At 54.3% G+C, this 18,798-nt stretch carries 17 protein-coding genes; 8 read left to right on the top strand and 9 right to left on the bottom strand.

What is annotated here, in order from left to right:
• Window positions 1–130: 130 nt before the first annotated feature.
• The 4 genes from pssA to LF95_RS16340 form a co-directional block, all read right to left on the bottom strand.
• Window positions 131–988: a CDP-diacylglycerol--serine O-phosphatidyltransferase gene (gene pssA, locus LF95_RS16355; protein WP_073956053.1), complete on the bottom strand. Its 858-nt coding sequence runs from the start codon at window positions 986–988 to the stop codon at window positions 131–133.
• On the bottom strand, window positions 988–1,677 hold the full coding sequence (locus LF95_RS16350) for a phosphatidylserine decarboxylase (RefSeq protein ID WP_083607730.1): 690 nt from the start codon (window positions 1,675–1,677) through the stop codon (window positions 988–990). The genes pssA and LF95_RS16350 overlap by 1 nt, the downstream gene beginning before the upstream one ends.
• A 437-nt stretch (window positions 1,678–2,114) precedes the next feature.
• On the bottom strand, window positions 2,115–3,281 hold the full coding sequence (locus LF95_RS16345) for an Ig-like domain-containing protein (protein WP_073956051.1): 1,167 nt from the start codon (window positions 3,279–3,281) through the stop codon (window positions 2,115–2,117).
• Window positions 3,282–3,595: 314 nt separating this feature from the next.
• On the bottom strand, window positions 3,596–4,633 hold the full coding sequence (locus LF95_RS16340) for a hypothetical protein (RefSeq protein WP_073956050.1): 1,038 nt from the start codon (window positions 4,631–4,633) through the stop codon (window positions 3,596–3,598).
• A gap of 329 nt (window positions 4,634–4,962) precedes the next feature.
• Between LF95_RS16340 and LF95_RS16335 the strand changes: the two genes are divergently transcribed.
• The 3 genes from LF95_RS16335 to LF95_RS16325 all read left to right on the top strand — a co-directional run bounded on the left by LF95_RS16335 (window position 4,963) and on the right by LF95_RS16325 (window position 8,121).
• Window positions 4,963–5,547 carry an LOG family protein gene (locus LF95_RS16335; protein WP_073956049.1) on the top strand — a complete coding sequence of 195 codons (585 nt, stop codon included), beginning with the start codon at window positions 4,963–4,965 and terminating at the stop codon, window positions 5,545–5,547.
• Between the two features lie 152 nt (window positions 5,548–5,699).
• Window positions 5,700–6,794 (top strand): NAD(P)/FAD-dependent oxidoreductase, encoded by a 1,095-nt coding sequence (locus LF95_RS16330; RefSeq protein WP_073956048.1) that lies wholly within the window; start codon window positions 5,700–5,702, stop codon window positions 6,792–6,794.
• A gap of 247 nt (window positions 6,795–7,041) precedes the next feature.
• Window positions 7,042–8,121, top strand: a complete 1,080-nt coding sequence (locus tag LF95_RS16325; RefSeq protein ID WP_073956047.1) for a cytochrome-c peroxidase — start codon at window positions 7,042–7,044, stop codon at window positions 8,119–8,121.
• Window positions 8,122–8,222: 101 nt separating this feature from the next.
• On the opposite strand, the gene LF95_RS16320 is transcribed toward LF95_RS16325, so the two are convergent.
• Window positions 8,223–9,152 carry a LysR family transcriptional regulator gene (locus LF95_RS16320; RefSeq protein WP_073956046.1) on the bottom strand — a complete coding sequence of 310 codons (930 nt, stop codon included), beginning with the start codon at window positions 9,150–9,152 and terminating at the stop codon, window positions 8,223–8,225.
• A gap of 227 nt (window positions 9,153–9,379) precedes the next feature.
• Here LF95_RS16320 and LF95_RS16315 point away from each other — a divergent pair, with 227 nt between their 5' ends.
• Entirely contained in the window at window positions 9,380–10,366 is a 987-nt protein-coding gene (locus LF95_RS16315; RefSeq protein ID WP_073956045.1) for an EamA family transporter, read from the top strand.
• A gap of 212 nt (window positions 10,367–10,578) precedes the next feature.
• Here the strand turns inward: LF95_RS16315 and LF95_RS16310 are convergent, their stop codons facing one another.
• Window positions 10,579–12,216: a DHA2 family efflux MFS transporter permease subunit gene (locus LF95_RS16310; protein ID WP_083607729.1), complete on the bottom strand. Its 1,638-nt coding sequence runs from the start codon at window positions 12,214–12,216 to the stop codon at window positions 10,579–10,581.
• Window positions 12,216–13,319: an HlyD family secretion protein gene (locus LF95_RS16305; RefSeq protein ID WP_073956044.1), complete on the bottom strand. Its 1,104-nt coding sequence runs from the start codon at window positions 13,317–13,319 to the stop codon at window positions 12,216–12,218. Before LF95_RS16305 ends, LF95_RS16310 begins: the two co-directional genes overlap by 1 nt.
• 107 nt (window positions 13,320–13,426) lie before the next feature.
• Between LF95_RS16305 and LF95_RS16300 the strand changes: the two genes are divergently transcribed.
• On the top strand, window positions 13,427–14,080 hold the full coding sequence (locus LF95_RS16300) for a TetR/AcrR family transcriptional regulator (RefSeq protein ID WP_073956349.1): 654 nt from the start codon (window positions 13,427–13,429) through the stop codon (window positions 14,078–14,080).
• A gap of 254 nt (window positions 14,081–14,334) precedes the next feature.
• Window positions 14,335–15,552 carry an NADP-dependent isocitrate dehydrogenase gene (locus tag LF95_RS16295; RefSeq protein WP_073956043.1) on the top strand — a complete coding sequence of 406 codons (1,218 nt, stop codon included), beginning with the start codon at window positions 14,335–14,337 and terminating at the stop codon, window positions 15,550–15,552.
• A gap of 210 nt (window positions 15,553–15,762) precedes the next feature.
• On the opposite strand, the gene LF95_RS22840 is transcribed toward LF95_RS16295, so the two are convergent.
• A complete protein-coding gene (locus LF95_RS22840) occupies window positions 15,763–16,419 on the bottom strand; it encodes a hypothetical protein (protein ID WP_143182066.1) in 657 nt (218 codons plus the stop codon).
• Window positions 16,420–16,570: 151 nt separating this feature from the next.
• Here LF95_RS22840 and LF95_RS16280 point away from each other — a divergent pair, with 151 nt between their 5' ends.
• Both LF95_RS16280 and LF95_RS16275 read left to right on the top strand, forming a co-directional pair.
• On the top strand, window positions 16,571–17,107 hold the full coding sequence (locus tag LF95_RS16280; RefSeq protein ID WP_073956040.1) for an RNA polymerase sigma factor: 537 nt from the start codon (window positions 16,571–16,573) through the stop codon (window positions 17,105–17,107).
• The gene (locus LF95_RS16275; RefSeq protein ID WP_073956039.1) at window positions 17,104–18,099 is read left to right on the top strand and encodes a hypothetical protein; all 996 of its coding nucleotides are present in this window, start codon (window positions 17,104–17,106) and stop codon (window positions 18,097–18,099) included. The genes LF95_RS16280 and LF95_RS16275 overlap by 4 nt, the downstream gene beginning before the upstream one ends.
• Before the next feature lie 58 nt (window positions 18,100–18,157).
• Here LF95_RS16275 and LF95_RS16270 read toward each other — a convergent pair whose 3' ends face one another.
• Window positions 18,158–18,712, bottom strand: coding sequence for a hypothetical protein (locus tag LF95_RS16270; protein ID WP_073956038.1), 555 nt, complete (start codon window positions 18,710–18,712; stop codon window positions 18,158–18,160).
• Between the last annotated feature and the right edge of the window lie 86 nt (window positions 18,713–18,798).

Below are 18,798 nucleotides of genomic sequence, written 5' to 3'. Positions count from 1 at the left end.
CTTTTTTGCAGGCCCGACCATAGCCCTGCCAGCCCCAAAAAAACACAGGGCCAGCCGACGACGCTGGCTGGCCCTGTTTTAAGGGAATTTCACCTTGCAGGGTCGCGAATGCGCCCTATACCCGAAACCGTTAGTTCTGGTGAACGCGGTTCAGGCCATCTTCTGGGTCGTCATCGGACTGACCGAGATCTTCTTCTTCCTCGGTTTCATCTTCGCGCTGCTGTTGTTCAACGCCCATGCGACGATAGGACCGATAACTGAAAAGGAAGGTCGCAAAATAAACACCGGCAATGACCGACAGGGTCAGCCAGGGCGACGAAACCAGAAACGCGACCGACGCCCCGAATGCCAACATTAGCGGCAAGACCCAGGCACGCGGGACTTTGACCTTTTTAAAACTGAAGGTCGGCATGCGCGAAACCATCAACACCGCAATCAACACAATGTAGGGGGCGGTGATAAAGGGGGTATCAAAAATACCTTCGCCGAACTGGAAGCTTAACACAATCGGCCACATCGACAGGGCCGCTGCCGCCGGGGCGGGAACCCCGGTAAAAAAGCGATAAGCCCAGGTCGGCATTTCCGGTTCGCCCAGCATCTGGGTATTGAACCGGGCCAGACGCAACGACATGCACACGGCAAATAACAGGCACAGGGCCCAGCCGATTGGCCCCAACTGATGCAGCGACCAGAAATACATCAACAGGGCCGGGGCCACACCAAAGCAGACAAAATCCGAAAGCGAGTCAAGTTCGGCACCAAAACGGCTGGACGCATTGAGCATCCGGGCCAGCCGCCCATCCAAACCATCGATGATCCCGGCAATCAGAATGGCAGTAACAGCGGCTTCCCAATGGTCCTGCATGGCAAACCGGATCGAGGTCAAACCCGCGCACATCCCCATAAGGGTCGCGACATTCGGGGCCAAACGGGACAGGGACAGTGCCTTGAACCGCCGCGGCCGGTTGCGATTGGGACCATAGGGCATTAACGAATCTCCCCGGTTGCGGGTGTTGCTTCGGTTTCAGATACGTCCGCCAGCACCGTTTCACCAGCAACGGTAAGCTGACCAACACAGACCTTCGGTTCCACACCGGCAGGCAGGTAGACATCCACGCGGGACCCAAAACGGATCAGACCAAAACGTTCGCCTGCCTTGAGGATCGAACCACGACCGACATCACACAGAATACGGCGGGCGACCAAACCGGCAATCTGAACCACGCCAAATTCACGGCCTGCTCCATCGCGCACCAGCAAAATCTGGCGTTCGTTATTTTCCGATGCCTTATCGAGCTCGGCATTGACAAACTTGCCAGGCACATACGCCTCGCCTACCACTTCGCCATTCACCGGCGAGCGATTAACGTGCACGTTAAACACATTCATGAAAATCGAAACACGGGTGCGCGGCGACTGGTCTTCAAGTTCCAGTTCCTTGGGCAGCGGTGCCTGCGAAATCATGCAAATGCGGCCATCCGCCGGGGCGATGACCAAATTGTCGCTGGTCGGCGTCACGCGGTCGGGGTCGCGGAAGAAATAGGCGCACCACAACGTCAGAATCACACCAATCCAGCCAAGTGGCTCGGCAATCAGAAACAGGATCACGGTCACGGCGGCGAAAATTGCAATAAATTTCCAGCCTTCGGAATTGATCGGCACAAGAACGGATTTCAAAGTTGTCTTCCCTGGTTGCAATGCAACGCACCGGTCAGCGGCACGTCTGGCATGTTCTTATCACTGGCAATCCATGTCCATCAACAAGGGGGATCACCGGAAAAGCACTTTTTTCGCAACACGATCACCCTGCGATCCCTCACCTTGCCTGTCCTGGGCGGGCATTTCTGTGAAAATCATCACGTTTCGCCCCGCATAAAGGCCAATAAACCGCCCGATAATCGGCTAAGCACAAAAGGGCAAAAACGGATTTACCCCCTCATACATCTCGCGAAATCAGACACCACGCCAACGGCCCGGTATCATGGATTTATCGGATCATCGGTTGATACCCGGCCCCGATCGTTGCCCTGATATAAGCCGGGAAAAGGCAATGTCGATGGCAAAAGGACAAAACAGCAATAACGCCCAAGACGCTATTGCTGTTTCAGATCGGTTTAATTCGCCTTTTTCTGTTCGGGCAAGGCAAAAATCTGCCCCGGATAAATCAGGTCGGGATCGCGGATCTGGTCTTCGTTGCGATGATAAATCACCCAATACTGGATACCATCCCCATAGGCCCGCCGCGCAATGCGCCACAGGCTGTTGCCCGGCTGCACAACATAGCGCGATCCCGGTTCCATCGCCTTTTTGGCATCGGCACGCTCGAAGGGCAATTCGATCCGGGCAACCACCTTGCCCTGTTTATCTACCTCGTCGGCACGCAATTTATACTGTCCGGGATCAATATCGGCACCAAGGGTGACGGCCCAGTCGCCCTTGTCGTCTGACAGCGCATTCCCGACAAATTTGTTATCCAGATAAACCCGGATATTATGGTCAGGATCCGCATCGCCAGACATGGAAACCTGGCCCTTTTCGTCATAATCCACCACGCCTACACTCAACCGTGGCCGGGTGTTGGCAATTTCCGGCAGGCCGGCATCGCGGGCAGCCTGGTTGGCCGCCTTGGCAATTTCACTATTTTCAGCAACCGCCCCTGGCCCCTGCAATACAGTTGCCGGGCCTTTCCCCTCGGATGGGACACGCAATGCAATGATCGGCTTTTTACCGTCATCGGTCTTAGCAGTATCATCGCCGTCTTTCTGGGTCACAATCGGCGCTGTGGTTTCCCGGGATGGATTTTCCGGGATCAGGACCACAACATCCTCGTTGCCGCTTTTAATTTTTCCATCCTTGCTTTCGCTTTCAACCGAAAGCTCGCGGTCGCCCGGTTCCAGGGGCCTTTCTGGCAAAATCACCCATTCGCCACGGTCATCGGCCGTAGCTTCGCCAATGACGTCCTCGCCTTCGCGCACACGCACCTTGCTGTTGGGTTCAGCGCGACCGGCGATAACCGAATTGCCATCCGGGCTGACACGCACAACGTCAAAACTGGGATCGGAAACATCCGGTGCCTTGTCATCGTCAGACGCCTGTGCCGTTGTATCGGGCTTTGGTGCCGCACTCTGCCCGCTATTTCCAGCATTATCTGCCTGGGATGGCGGTGCAGATGAAACCGTATCGGCATCATCATCGACAGAACCGGTAAGCGTATAATTCAAAACGATAGCTGCAATGATCAGCAAAACGCCGATAATGACGAGGATATAAGGTCGTTTCACCGGAAAAATATCCTTGAACGATGGTTATCTTTTGTTCGCCGAAGGTCAGAATCACGTCTAAACGCGGCATTCATCATAGAAACCGGAATTCCGCCCCCACCCCCGACACGGTAATCGGAAACTTGTACTACTTTCATCGCACAGTTTCCATACCGTAACAAAGCCGGAATTGCATCATGCCGTTGCAAATATGAAAATTGACCCGTCATAATCGTATCTGGGCGTTAATATTCCCGATTTCAAGCCATTTCCCGGTGGATTAACCGATTATGGGGCACAACCGTCACAAAGCTGCCCTTAAAGCCCTGCCTGCTTTACGGCTGCGACATTGACGCCCCGATATAGGCCACCAAAGCCGCCATAAACACCGGCAATGCCAATGCCAGCCCCCGTACCAACGCCGCCCCGGCCCAGGCAAGGCCGGCTTCGGCTCCGGTTGCATCACCATTTGCCACGCGGTCCAGGCGCAACGCCTTTTGCAATATCGTGGCCCCTGCCCCGGCAAACAACACCAGCAACAACACCGCATGGGCCACCAGGCTGGCCGGGGCGCGCAAAATGGCCGTGGCACCGGCCACCATAATCGCCCCCACCATCGACAACCACACAGCGGCGCGATATTGCGGTGCTGCCTTTTCGGAAATCAACGCCATCAGCAACGCCACTGCCATTGCACCGTACAAAATTTTCAAATCGCGCAGGCCAAACTGAACGGCAATAACGCCCATGCCCAGCACCAGAGCCAAAAACACCGATAGCGCACCTGGCCCGCGATCCGGCGGTTGTGATGTATCGGTTGTGGTTTTGTTTTTACGGGTAGTGGTGACCTTGGCCGATTTGCCCTTGGGCTTAGCCTTGCCGCTTGTCGATACGTCATCGGCGGTATCGGCGGTAAAATCGGGCAAAGTCACATAGGCCAGCACCATTGCCACCAGCAGGTAAACCGCCCATGCCAGAACCGAAACAGAATTTGCCGTTTCAGGGCGGGCCACCCGCGATAGCAGGGCTGCCGTGCCCCCGGTTTCATCACCCAGCACCAGCCAGCCCCCACCAACAATGACAATTGCGGCCAAAACCGATGATATGCGCGCCGAAAACCGCGCCACATCAATCATGATCCCGGCCAACCCGCCAATCAGAATAACCGCCAGCACCGCCCCGGCCCCGCCGCGCATGCCTTCAGGCAGGCCCACCGCCGCCGGAACCGCCACCAGAATGGCGGGAATTATGGCAGAGAGCACAATACGCCGTGCCACAGGACGATCCAGCCCCAGCCAGAGGGCAAGCATCAAAACCCCGGCAATCACACCGGAAACAAGAATGGCAAACCAGAAGGGACTGTCGACAAACACGCTGACTTAACCTGCCTTAATAACTTTCAGTTTCTGTTTCGGGCGTACCGGCCACACCTATCACATCTGCCACAAAGTGCCGTTACGCATCTGCACAGAGCGGGACCGACACAATACGGCATATTGCGGCACAAATCGGGCTGCGCTTTTGCCGCGGGAATTTGCGCACTGCAATCGCGGCGGGCAAAGACCTTTCGGAAAATCGTTTTTTGACATCAAGATATCATTGACGGCGCAGGCATATCATACGGTAAGCTGGCGATGAAAGAGACATTGAGAATGCTTAAGGTTTCTTTCCTGCAACAAGATAACAAGAAAGGCAGGCCGCCATGACGAAAATAAACTCGATTTGTGTATTTTGCGGTGCATCAAACGGTGTGAACCCCCAGCACAAGGAAAACGCCATCGCCTTTGGCAAAATGATGGCCGAACGCGGCATGACCCTGATTTACGGCGGCGGGCGCATTGGCCTGATGGGTGCCGTTGCCGATGCGGTCATGGAAAATGGCGGCAATGTTGTCGGCATTATTCCGGCCCATCTAGACGATATCGAAGTCGGCCATGCCGGGCTTTCGGAACTGATCGTGTGTAAATCCATGTATGAACGCAAGGTGGAAATGTTCCGCCGGTCTGATGCCTTTGTCACCCTGGCTGGCGGATTGGGCAGCCTTGACGAAGCCTTCGAGGCCCTGACCCTGCGCCAGCTTGGCATTCATGACAAGCCGCTGGTGTTTTTAAACGCGCTTGGCTACTGGGATAAATGCCTGGATATGATTGATGGCATCATCGAGGAAGGCTTTGCCCGCCCCAGCAACCGCCAGCTTTATTCGGTGGCCGATACGCTGGAAGGCGTGTTTGAAAAGCTTTCCGCCGAACCGGGACCGAAATTTGATCCCAAGGAAAAGCTGCTGTAACAGGCGGCAGGATCGTTTGATCTGACCAGATCAGAACAAACCATACGTCACAAAGGATCACAAAGGGTGCCACGTTGCACCCTTTGCATTTTTAGCGCATCTTTTGTTCCTGTTGGCACGGCAGTCGCCTTAAAAACATCAGGAACGCAATAATGACTTCCCCCCATGTGACGATCATTGGTGCAGGCATTGTCGGGATGACAGTGGCCTATTTCCTGGCCCGCGCCGGGGTATCTGTCCGTCTAATGGATCGCGAAGAAACTCCAGGACGGGGCGTTACCGACCGATCCTTTGGCTGGATCAACTACATCACCCGCGACCCCGCCGATGACCCTGCCGCGCATCGTTATTGCCGTGCGGCGTTTGACCGTTACCATGCCCTGAACACAGATTTTGACGGCAGGCTTTTTTCCCCGGCAACAAGCTCCCTGCTATGGACAGATGATGCCCGGCAAACCCTTGATCTGGTCCATCGCCACCAGCAACACGGTGCTGCACCCCGTGCGCTCAACCGTGCCGAATTTGCCAAACTGGCCCCCTTTGTGATCAATCCGCCCGATTATGCGGCCTATTGCGCCCATGATTTTGCCCTGCATCCACGCAATGTGATGGCACATTACTGTCAGGCGCTTAAAAGGCTGGGCGCTGAAATGATGTTTGGTCGCAACGTGGAGCAGATCGTTGTGCAACACAACCGGGCCAGCGCCGTTGTAATTGATGGCGCAGCACTGGCAACCGATCGGGTTATTGTTGCATCGGCAACGGGCAGCATCCCGCTGCTTGCCCCCTTTGGCGATCAGCACGGCATTATCGCGTCACCTGCGGTTTTAATCACCCTGGAGGCAGAAATTCCCGGCTTTCACGGCATTTTATGCGGACCGGAGCTTGAAATACGCCAACTTGAAAAGAACCGTTTCATCATTGCCGAAGACATGCCCAAAAACCCGACCAAAACCGCCTTGCAGGATTTGGCCGATCAAACACTGGCATCTGTATGCCGGGTGTTTCGGGGGGGTAAAAATCCGCGCATCCTGTCTGTTCAGATCGGGGATCGCCCCGATAGTATTGACGGAAAAGCCCGGATTGGTCGCGTAAAACATATTGAAAATCTGTTTCTGGCAATCGCCCATCCCGGTTTCATTTTGGCACCCGTCATGGCCCAATACCTGACTGACCAGGTTTTGGGCCGCGAAGATAGTTATGAGATTCCAACCGGTATTATTGATATCCAGGCTTACGCTGTATGACAGTTGCAAAAACTCAAAAGCATCCCTGCGTGTATATCCCCGATAAAACGGATATTACCTGCCGCTTTGTGAACAGAAACACATCGTTTTATGGTGAGTCGCAAGAATACATTTTTTAACGATTTGAAGCGCAATACAAGCTTATTTACATTAAATAACATTAAATTAGATATTTGACATAAATCATGGTTATCAAGAGGTTGCAGTGATGATGTAACCGTTCCCATACAAGAGAGAGGGAACGATCATGAACACCGCCCGCACCATCGTCCGGCTGCTGGGGGCCTCTGCCCTGTGCGTCGGATTTGTTAGCCATGCCCTTGCGGCCAACCAGGGGGACGATGCCGCCCTGCGCACGGCTGCCAGTGGATATTTTGAAGTTGTCCCGTCTGCCGTGCCTGCGGTTAAAGGCAACCCTGTGACCCATGAAAAGGTCGAACTGGGCAAAATGCTGTTTTTTGAACCGCGACTGTCGTCAAGTGCGCTCATTTCCTGCAATACCTGCCACAATCTGGGGATGGGGGGTGATGACAACCTTGAAACATCAATCGGTCACGGCTGGCAGAAAGGCCCGCGTAATGCCCCGACGGTCTTAAACGCTGTATTTAACATCGCCCAGTTCTGGGATGGCCGCGCAGCCGATTTGAAGGCACAGGCCAAAGGCCCGGTTCAGGCCGGTGTCGAAATGGCCAGCACGCCGGACCGCGTGGTAACCACCCTTAAATCCATGCCGGAATATGTCGATCGCTTTACCAAGGCATTCCCCGGTGAAAAAGACCCTGTAACCTTCGACAATATGGCCAAAGCCATCGAAGCCTTTGAAGCCACCCTGATCACCCCGGCATCCCGGTTTGACCAGTTCCTTGAAGGCAATGATGCCATCCTGACCAAACAGGAAAAAGAAGGCCTGGCCCTGTTTATGGATAGCGGCTGTGCCTCCTGCCATAATGGCGTAAATATCGGCGGGAATGGCTATTACCCGTTTGGCGTGGTTGAAAAACCGGGGGCGGATATTCTGCCAGCCAATGACAAGGGCCGGTTTGCCGTCACCCATACCGCCGATGACGATTATGTCTTCCGCGCAGGTCCCTTGCGCAATATCGAACTGACCGCGCCTTATTTCCATACCGGCAAGGTCTGGGACCTGGAACAGGCGGTTGGCATCATGGCAACCAGCCAGCTTGGCACCGAACTTGACGACAAATCAGTTGCCGCCATTGCCGCATTCCTGCGCACCCTGACCGGGCAAGAACCCCAAATCGTGTATCCAATCCTGCCTGTCAGCACCCATGCAACACCACTGCCCAAGGAAATGATCGCAAAATAAACCGATAAACGATTGTATCGTGCAAGCCCGCCCCTAAATTGGGGCGGGCTTTATTTTTTCTCGTTATTTGCAACAGGTGAACTGTTCACGACATTCAAACCTCAAACCAAATTGCATTGATGCGCGGCATGGCCCGCAGCGCCACTCAGGCGAAAATGCTGGCTTTTGAAACACTCCACCACCCAGTCGCTGGCAAGAACAACACCTTCGGCCTTGCGCAAGTCACGATGAACAATCAGCCATATGTCGGAATTCAAGGCCGAAATCGGTTGGGAAACGCGGGTCAGACGGGGGTCTTCGTCGCCCATAAAACACGGTAAAATACCAGCCCCGATACCGCTGCGCAGGGCCTGTTGCAACATCGGGGTTGTTCCGGCGCGAAAAACCGGCTTGGCATCGCCCAGATGTCCCAAAACCCAACGCTGGCTATCATAAAGATCAAATTCCTCGGCAAAGCAGGCCCAAGGGGCATCAATGAAAAGGCGATCCCGGGTCATTGCCAGCATGCTGGCCGCCAGGGCCGGTGCGGCATAAACCGCGCAGGCAATCGAGCCCAGCTTGCGGGTGATAAAATCGCCCGTCAGGGGCAAACCGTGACGCACGGCCACATCGGCCTCGCGCTTGGTTAACAGCTGCGTATCATCCGACTGGCGAATTTCGGCAAACAGCCCCTCGGGCCGGGTGCCGATTTCACCCGATAAAAACAGCGCCGACCATGGGCTTGCGGTCAGACGGACCTGTCGGTCGCGCATGCCGGAAATGGCGTCACCATGCCGATGAAATGCCAATGCCGCCGTTTCCATTGCTTCGGCCCGGGGCATCAAATCCCGCCCGGCTTCGGTTAGGCGCAGGCCTTCGGGCAGGCGGTCAAACAATGTAACCCCCAGGCTTTCTTCCAAAACGGAAAGATGCCGTCCGACGGTGGGCTGGCTTATGCCCATTTCCTGCGAGGCCGCACGCAGGCTACCCGCGCGGGCAATGCCCAGAAACATGCGAATATGGTCCCAGTCCGGCATTTTAACTGTCAGCATTTGACCTGTTCCGATCCCTTAACAACGATCATTCTTCACCCTGCATGGCTTGCCGCATCCCCCATCCACACCCCGGAACGCAAAATGTTCATGATTGCGCGGTTCGTGTCGCGGCCTTGCCGCCTCGGTGATACAAATATGAATAACCCTGCATAAAATTGAAGCATAGATATTCATTTTTAAACCTGCAAGACTACACATGTTCATACAAATTTGAGATTTTTCATATGCCTGTTTTCATACTGCTTGTGGTCAACATGCTCACATGGGCGTTATTGCTGGTGGCAAACCGTCTTGCCCTGCTGCAATTCCATGCCGATGCCTATGCCATGACCTGCTGGCAGTTGGCTTTTGGCGGGCTGGCACTGATTATTTTGTCACCGGGACGCAAAATTCCCTGGCGGCAGTTTTACCTGCCGCTGAACTGGCTGTATGGCATGTTACGGGTGTTGACGGGCGTCACATGGACGGCGGCCCTGCTGTATATATCATCGCCGCAAAGTGGCATTATGTCGCAAAGCGGCATGCCGCTGGCCGCCCTTGCCGCCATGTTGTTCCTGGGACGTCCGCCGCATAAAACCGAATGGATCGGGCATGCACTTTTACTTGCTGGCGTGTTGCTGATGTCGTGGCATTTACCGGGCGGATTTTCCAATCCGGCCGTGTGGCTGATGCTGGCAAGTGAAATCACATCCATCTCGTCATCCATCGTCGCGGAAAAGCACCCCTATAATCAGGTGCGCGACAGTTGGGCGCATTTGCGCTTTACCGGCGTTTTATTGCTGGTCACATCGGTCATTTTCCTGGTTTTCCCGCCGCTGATCGGCCTTGTCCTGCCGTTCGAGATGCCATTTTTGTCACTGGAAAATTTCTTTGGCTGGCCCACCCTGATTTCGGGCTTCCTCGTCGGTGTACTGTTTCGGGGCCCGGCAATGGTGCTGACCCTGCGGTCGATCAAGCTGGCCGGGGTTGAAACCTATTTTCTCGCGGCAAGCTCGCTGACCTTTATCCTGATGGGGATCGAATTTATTACCGCGCGCTTTACCACCGTGCCGACACCGGAACCCGACGGAATTTTCTGGGTCTGCGCGGCCTTTATGACAGGTGGAATTATCACCATTACCCTGAGTCGCCGCTACGCCCGCCAAAAACGCGCCGCCAGCACGTCGTCACAAAAGCTACCCCCCGCTACGGCCTGCGCGGCACAAAAATAGACATTTTTCCCCTCCCCCGCCCCGCCGGACAGACGGCGCCAGTTTATGCTGGCGTCGTTTGTTCGTTTTGGACGGGTTCGGGGTCCATAAAACCAAAACCCCCGAACGGCGCAGGGCCGTTCGGGGGTCGGAAAACCGCGCAGGCGGGGTCGGGGGGGGAAACATGCGCGGTTTATCGGGTGACAAATGAAACGCTACCAGCCCTGTTCGGGTTAATGGGCTGGTGCGGCCTCTGCCGATATTTGTGGTTTCTTTGCCAATGGCAGCAACATCAGGGCAAGAACGAAGGCACCCGCCATTGCCAAATGAACATCGTTAAAGGCGATCATGGTCGATTCCCGCATGATAATATTGCCAATCGACTTCATGGCCGCCGTTGCCGGTTCGGCGATCCCCATCGCATCGTAACGTGCGGTCAATGTATGCAAGTATTTCTGATACATCGGATTGGCCGGATTGATATATTCCGCCAGGTGCGCCCAATGCAGGTCGGAACGGTTATCAAGCAACGTATTGATACAGGCCAGACCAATTGCGCCGCCCAGATTACGTGTCAGGTTAAACAAACCCGACGCATTCTTGATTTTGTCATGCGGCAGAGTCCCCAGCGCCAAATTGGTAATGGGCAACATGCAAAACATCAGGGCAAACCCCCGCAACGCCTGGGGCACAAGCAATTCATCAAAGCCCAACTGGCTGTTTTGAAAGCCGTTCAGTCCAACGCCTACCGCAAACAGTGCCAAACCAAAGCCCAGCAAAACACGCGGCGGCAAAACCTTCATCAGCCGCCCCGCAATAGGGGCAGAAAGGAACTGGCAGGTTCCGGTCACGGCCATAATGGTGCCGATTTGCAAGCTGTCGAAACCGCGCACACGGGCCAGTTCAAGCGGCAAAATATAGACACTGCCATAAAGCCCGATGCCCAGCGTAAAGCTGAAGATACAGCCCATCGAGAAATTGCGATCAGTGAAAGAGGTCAGATCGACAATCGGCTTTTCGTAGGTGAACATCCGCCATAGAAAATAGAACCCCGACAGCGCACAGATCACCGTGCCGTAAGCTATGGCCTGATCATCGAACCAGTCATTACGCGGGCCTTCATCCAGCACAAATTCCAGACTGCCCAGAAACACCGCCATCGCGACCAGACCTTCAAAGTCAAACCCCTTAAGGAGCGACCGGTCGCCCTTGTCGATATGCAGGGTCATGGCAACAACCGCGCCAACAATAATGCCCGGCACCACATTGATCAGAAACAGCCAGTGCCAGGACAGCGACTGGGTCAGATAGCCGCCCAATGTGGGCCCGACGGTGGGCGCCATTGTCGCAATCAGCCCGATCAAGACACTGGCGCCATTTTGCCGCGATTTCGGGAAGATAATATAAGTGGTGGCAAAAACCGTCGGAATCATCGCCCCGCCCAGGAACCCCTGAAGGGCGCGAAACAGAATCATACTGTTGATCGACCAGGCCATCGCACTAAAGATGCTCATGATCGTGAAACCAGCAGCCGAAAGCACAAACAGCCAGCGTGTCGAAATCAGGCGCGAAAGAAAGCCCGAAAGCGGAATCATTACCACTTCGGCAATCAGATAGGAGGTCTGAACCCAGCCAATTTCATCCGGGCTGGCGGAAAGACCCGCCTGAATATCTTCCAGCGAGCTGGCAACGATCTGAATATCGAGGATGGCCATGAACATGCCAATGACCATCGCGATCCAGCCAATAAAATGCAGGGGATCAACATGGTCCGGGCCAAGAGCAGGTGCCGGGGCGGCCTTGGCGTGTGCAGGGGCAGCCGCACCGTTTTCACCACCGTCCTTGCGCGAAGTCTGGCTGCCACTTGCCATTATTGCAGCTCCGATACATCGCGGATCTGGGCAACGCGCGGGTCAAGGCCAGTGCCCGCGGCGTGCATTTCGCCAGAGGCATCACGCACATCAACATCCACCACCACCGACAGGCCCGGGCGCAAGGCATCGGCAACCGGGCTTTTATCAAGCCGGATGCGAACCGGCACGCGCTGGGTGATTTTGGTGAAATTGCCCGTCGCATTTTCGGGCGGCAGCAGGCTGAATTGTGCGCCCGTGCCCGGGGCAAAACTATCGATCACACCGGTAATTTCGCTATCGGGAAAGGCATCGACCTCCAGTTTGACCTTTTGACCCGGCGCCATGTGGCCGATTTGCGTTTCCTTGAAATTGGCAACGGCATACACACCCGGCAACGGCACCAAAACAGCCAATTGCTGGCCGGGCTGCACCAGCGCACCAAGCTGAACCGACCGATTACCGATCACGCCGTCAAAGGGCGCATAAAGGCGGGTATCATCCAGCGACTGCTGGGCAAGGTCGAGATCGGCACGGGCCTCGGAAACACTGCGTTCGGTTTCAACTTTCTGTGCCTTCAGCACTTCAAGCTGGCCTTTTTGAACCGCAAGGGTCGCTTTTGCTGCATTAACCTGGGCAATGGCCTTGTTGCGATCGGCCACGGCATAATCATATTTTTGGCGGCTGGCAGCCCCCTTTTTGACCAGGTCTTTATAACGGTCAAAATCTTCGCTGGTTTTGCTATGTTCCACCTCGGCAATGGCAACATTGGCCTGGGCCTGATCAATCGAGGCCTGTTGCAGGGCAATTTGTTTGTCCATTGTGTCGAGTGCAGCAATACGAGACTCGAGTGCCGCTCGGACCTGGTCATATTTCGCCATGTAATCGGCATCATTGATCACCATCAGAAGGTCGCCCTTCTTGACACTCTGGTTATTTTCAACCAGCAGGCGGTCAATATAGCCCGACACCTTGGGCGAGATCGCCACCTGGTCGGCATGAAGATAGGCATTGTCGGTTTCTTCATGGAAGCGACCTTCTGTCACCCAATAGAAACCGTAATACACACCACCGCCGATTGCCGCCAAAGCAATGACTGGCAGCAGGATTTTTTTCACGCTCATTTTATGTCTTCGTTCCTTTTGGTATTGATCAGTACCATTTCGTGCAATATGGTACCGGCCAGTACCCTTGGTCAAGTTCTAAATTGACCCAAAAATGGAATGGCACCTTGTCCGAAACAAAGAAGATTGATCCGCGCACAGAAAAACGCCGCGAAGCCATTATCGAGGCCGCCCGCGAACTTTTTTGCGAATATGGTTTGTCTGGCACGACGCTGGAAATGATCATCGCTGAGGCCGGTGGGTCCAGACGAACGATTTACGAGCTGTTTGGCAACAAGGATGGCATATTCGAAGCGGTGATTCGCAATTGTACGGCGCGAATCACCCAAATCATGCGCGACTTGCCGCTTTCGGAAAAACCGCTGCGCGACACGTTGATCGAATTTGGTGAAAACCTGATGACGGCCCTGACCCGTACCGACACCTTGCGCTATTTGCGCATGTTTCTAAGCGAAGTGCCGCGCTTCCCGCATCTGGGCAAAGTCTTTTATGAAAGCGGGATGATGACCGGGCGGCGCCTGCTGACCGAATATTTCACCCAACAAATCAAACTTGGCCGCTTTCCCGACCACGACCCGGAACAGGCGGCACGCTTTCTGGTCAGTCTGATCAAGTCGGATTACGATTTTCGCCAGTTGACCTATGTCGGCTGGGAACCCAGTGCCGGTGATCTGAAACAACATGTTACCTTAGCGGTTGACATGTTTCTGGCAGGATACGGGCAGGGCAAACCGATTGCCGAACAACGCCGCCCTTCTTAACGCACTTAAACGCTTTTACCGGTTTGGCAACTTCCCGGTTCACGGCAAAAATGGCGGTTTTCAGGGCTGTAGACTATTTGATGAATTATCTTGCGCAGGAAGTTGCGCGAGCCTATTTGATTTTGCGGTCGCATCCTGTATGTTGCGATCTCCCGACGCGGCCAGGGCGCTCCCTCGCGCGCCGGATAGTTTGACCCACCTTGTCAAATGGCAGCCGCGCTGATACCTGGCAGCGGCCAGAAAGGGAGTATTTTATGAGCAAGATTCAAGTGAAGAACCCGGTCGTCGAGCTTGACGGCGACGAAATGACCCGCATCATCTGGGACTTCATCAAAAACAAACTGATCCTGCCCTATCTCGACATTGATCTGAAATATTACGATCTGTCGGTCCAGAAACGTGACGAAACCAACGACCAGATCACCATTGATGCCGCAAATGCCATCAAGGAACATCGCGTTGGCGTCAAATGCGCCACCATCACCCCCGATGAGCAGCGCGTTGAAGAATTTGATCTGAAGAAAATGTGGAAGTCGCCGAACGGCACCATCCGCAACATTATTGGTGGCACTGTTTTCCGTCAGCCGATCATTTGCTCAAACGTGCCGCGCCTGGTTCCGGGCTGGACCCAGCCGATCGTGATCGGCCGTCACGCTTTTGGTGACCAGTACCGTGCGACCGACTTCAAGGTTCCCGGTGCAGGCAAGCTGACCATCAAATTCCAGCCGGCCGACGGTGGCGAGCCGATCGAACATGAAGTGTTCGATTTCCCGTCCTCGGGTGTCGCCATGTCGATGTACAACCTTGATGACAGCATCAAGGGCTTTGCCCGTGCTTGCATGAACTATGGTCTGTCGCTGGGCTGGCCGGTTTACCTGTCGACCAAAAACACCATCATGAAAGCCTATGATGGCCGTTTCAAAGACCTGTTCCAGGAAGTTTTCGACGCCGAATTTGCCGACAAGTTCAAAGAAGCCGGCATCACCTATGAACACCGCCTGATCGACGATATGGTCGCCTGTGCCATGAAGTGGAACGGTGGTTTCGTTTGGGCCTGCAAAAACTATGACGGCGACGTTCAGTCTGACACCGTTGCACAGGGCTTTGGCTCGCTGGGTCTGATGACCTCGGTTCTGATGACGCCGGATGGGCAGACCGTTGAAGCCGAAGCCGCACACGGCACCGTGACCCGCCACTACCGTCAGCACCAGCAGGGCAAAGAAACCTCGACCAACCCGATTGCGTCGATCTTTGCCTGGACGCAAGGGTTGAAATACCGTGGTGAATTCGACGGGACCCCGGAAGTTGTCAAATTTGCCGAAACCCTTGAAAAAGTCTGTGTTGACACCGTCGAATCGGGCTTCATGACCAAGGACCTGGCATTGCTGATCGGCCCGAACCAGAAATGGCTGACCACCAACCAGTTCCTCGACAAACTTGACGAAGGCCTGAAAACCGCAATGGGCATGTAATTGCCCGGCAGGTTTGCCTTTGAAAATACGAACCCCGCCAGATTTTATTCTGGCGGGGTTTTGTTTTCGCGGCACCGGATCGAGGGACAGCATCTCCGTTAAGGACCAAACAAAAAGAACCCCGCCAGTCAAAACTGGCGGGGTGTTAGTTTGCACGTGTCCCAACGAGCGGCAGGGCTCAGAAACGACAGAATCAAACGTTTCGAGCCATCAGGTGCCGCTGGTCCCGGTCGTGCTTCCCGTGACACCTTGTGCGCCTTGCGGCGCGGTACTGTCGGGGCAGTTCCCGCCAGCACATAATTCCTTTGCGGGCTGTCTCGCCACCAGGTTTGTCTTTTGCCCGGCTTTTTGCGACAACGACGGCCAGCCTTCCTTTATAAACTTTCGTTCCTGGTCGGGCCCGATGTCCGACCCGGCCGGTGCGCCAAACATGTGCCAAATGACACCGGGCAAATCCCCCGCCATATCCGGAATATCACGAATACCGGGCGGCAGATCGCGCGTTGCGCGTGCGCCCCTGTCTCGCAATTCATATCCGGCATGCCCTTTTGCAACCGTGTCATTCTGTGGCAATGAACCAGTGTCTGGCGCACCAACCGTGTCGTCCCCATGAGGAGACGGGCCAGATACGGGCATGCCCGCACCAGGCCAAATTATTGTATCCTGCCCCGATGCGGCCCCCGCAGCATCAGAAGATACACTTGTTTTCAAAACCCTTGCCGCACCATCCGTCGCGGTGAAAAAAGGCCAAAAGCCATCACGCGCCGTTTGGGCCGACAAAGGCGTAACCGCCAAAACGATTATTGCGACACCGCCCATCGCGGCAGGCAACAACCATCGAAGCAGCACCATCTGTCCCTGGGACATCCGCTTTCTCCCGATGCGAAACCCCGTTTTTGTCTGCTTTCAGGGGAACAACGTTCACGTTGCCCTATTTCTTCCAAAAACTTTTTAAAAAATATGCGGAATAAAAATTCGCCCCTACACGTTGTCCCTTCACACGACTTATCTGGATGCCATGCAGACACATAGGTTCGACCCGGCGCTTCGCGACGAAATGTCCCGTTTGCTGCCCCGCATACTTCGTTTTGCCCGGTCCCTGACCCGCGATAGTGCGGCGGCTGAAGATCTGGTGCAAAACGCCTATATCAAGGCTGTTGAAAGCCTGGCACAATTTACACCCGGCACGCGCCTGGATAGCTGGATGTTCAAAATTGTGCAAAACACCTGGATTGACGAAAAGCGTCGCGCACAACGCAACGGCAATGTCATATCATTGCAAGATGCCCGCGACGCCGGCATGCCAATGCAGGGCCACGGGGGCAGTGACCGCGTTTTTTTACGTGCTGCCCTGGCCAAATTGCCCGCGGACCAGCGATCCGCACTGACACTGGTTTTGGTTGAAGGATACAGCTACCGCGAAGCTGCCGAGATATTAAAGGTGCCCGATGGCACAGTGATGAGCCGCGTTGCCCGCGCCCGCCGTGCGCTGATTGATTTGCATGACGCCGACCATTCTGTACTACCGCACGAGATTAAACGGGGGATTCCATGACCGCACTCATTACACCCAATGACGATTTGCTGATTTCGGCTTATCTGGATGATGAACTGGACGCCCCGGCGCGCGAAAAACTGGAACTTCGTCTGGAGCATGATGCTGCCCTGCGCGAACGCCTGGAGATCATGGCGTTTCAGGCTGACCAGCTTGCGGACGGATCATATGGTGAAGATGTCCCACCGGTCCTTCAGAACCGCATTGATGCCATTCTGGATGCCGGTTTTGGCCTGCATGGCTCCGACAAGAACCAACGCATCCATACCTTTTTGACCGACGAAAAATTTCTGTTCCCGGCCACAGGTAAAAATGGCCCGGATACACCGAACAGGCAAAATAGTGACGATCTGCTCACGCTTGCCACCTATCAGCAGCAAAACCCTGTACCCGCGACACACGCCCTGACCCGGCAGGCGCAAAACAGCCAGAGCGAAACGGGCGATACCATGACCGCGATGTATGGCAAATATAACGGGTATGATCAGGACAGCACCGTCGAACACCGCCCGCAACCTCGCAGTACGGGAAAAACCTTTGCCCGCTGGTGGGCCGGGGCTGGCATGGCAGCGGCCCTTGCCATCGCCTTTTTCGCCGGCAGCATTTACCAGCGCACAACAACGGTCACTCAACATCCGGTTATTGCCACCAATGGCAAAGATAGCACCAAGCTCGATAGTGCCGGGCTGGATATGCTGATCAATGAAACGCTCGAAACCACCCAAAGCGGACAGGTCAAAAAGGCTGCTCTTGCCACGGATTCGGAAAAAATCGGCAAAACATCCATCGAACCGCTTAGAACCTTCCAGCTTAACGGACGCTTCTGCCGCGAATACCGCGCCGATATTGACATGGGCCAGAAAAAACCAATCACCTTCTTTGGCCGCGCATGCCGCGACCCCAAGGATGGCTGGCAAACCGTTTACCGCCTGTTCCCCGGCGCTGCCGCTGATTTGGGGTCCGAACCGTTAGCGGCACATCAGAACCTTTAGGTCTTTATGTCTGACCAAATGGAAGTGGAAATGGATAGAGAAACTGCGTATCGCGCACTCAAAGCAGCTCCTCATCATCGTCATCTTCTATCTCGGTGACGGGAAACAAAGGTGAATTGAACGGATTATAATTCTCAAAACCAAAATATTTCCCATAGCGATCGACAAACATTTCATTCATAGCCCTGAGATCATTGTCATTTTTTATCGATCTTGAAACGTAATACTGGATCATCTTAAAACAACAGACCAGCCTATCTCGTTCCAAATCCACAACAAATCCCAACTCATATTCATCCAAATCTTCCAGCCCCGGATCAACAATGTTTGTTAGAACATGAAAAGTTCCGCCCTTTTCACTATATGTCACCCGGAATTTCTTTCTCGAACCAGATTCATATATTTGGTAGATATACGAATCTTTTTGTTGTGTTGCTTCACCTAAAGCTTTGTAACCTTGTTTGTTCGTCCCTGCAGCAGCAGAAAAGACCTCGCCCCATAATTTTTTCAAAACACCAAAAGAAACAAAGTTCTCCGACCAATCCCCGAAGGGAAAGTCTGGAATCTTTTTGTATTTTTCAAGAAGTGCGTCAATGCAGGTTTCCGGCGTCATATTTCGCAACTAAATTACTTAAAATTTACATTTACATATCATGCGAATAGAAAAAATTTTATCCTATCATCTTTCATACCAGCATC

The sequence above is a fragment of the Thalassospira sp. TSL5-1 genome (assembly GCF_001907695.1).
Classification (GTDB): Bacteria; Pseudomonadota; Alphaproteobacteria; order Rhodospirillales; family Thalassospiraceae; genus Thalassospira.
Note: the sequence above shows the minus strand (reverse complement) of the source record. Positions and strands in the feature narration are given on the sequence as shown.